We start from the raw sequence: 323 nt of genomic DNA, 5'->3' as shown, positions 1-323 counted from the left end.
TAGCTCAGGCTCTGCTTCTAGCTCAGGTTCGGCTTCTAACTCAGGTTCGGCTTCTAACTCAGGTTCGGCTTCTAACTCAGGTTCTGCTTCTAGCTCAGGTTCGTCTTCTAGACCAAGTTCGTCTTCTAGACCAAGCTCATCTTCTAGACCAAGTTCATCTTCTAGACCAAGCTCATCTTCTAGACCAAGTTCAGCTTCTAACTCAAGCTCTGTTTCTAACTCAGGTTCTGCTTCTAACTCAGGTTCTGCTTCTAGCTCAGGTTCTGCTTCTAGCTCAGGTTCTGCTTCTAGCTCAGGTTCTGCTTCTAGCTCTGGCTCTGCTT

The 323-nt window shown here is 47.4% G+C and carries 1 protein-coding gene; it reads right to left on the bottom strand.

The annotated features are described in order from the left end of the window. A partial coding sequence (locus N477_RS26295; RefSeq protein WP_196760617.1) for a hypothetical protein occupies positions 1 to 323 on the bottom strand: 323 nt, incomplete at both ends.

The organism is Pseudoalteromonas luteoviolacea H33-S (assembly GCF_001625695.1).
In the GTDB taxonomy this organism is placed as follows: Bacteria; Pseudomonadota; Gammaproteobacteria; order Enterobacterales; family Alteromonadaceae; genus Pseudoalteromonas; species Pseudoalteromonas luteoviolacea_B.
The sequence above is the reverse complement of the archived record's forward strand: the minus strand, read 5'-3'. Positions and strand labels throughout refer to the sequence as shown.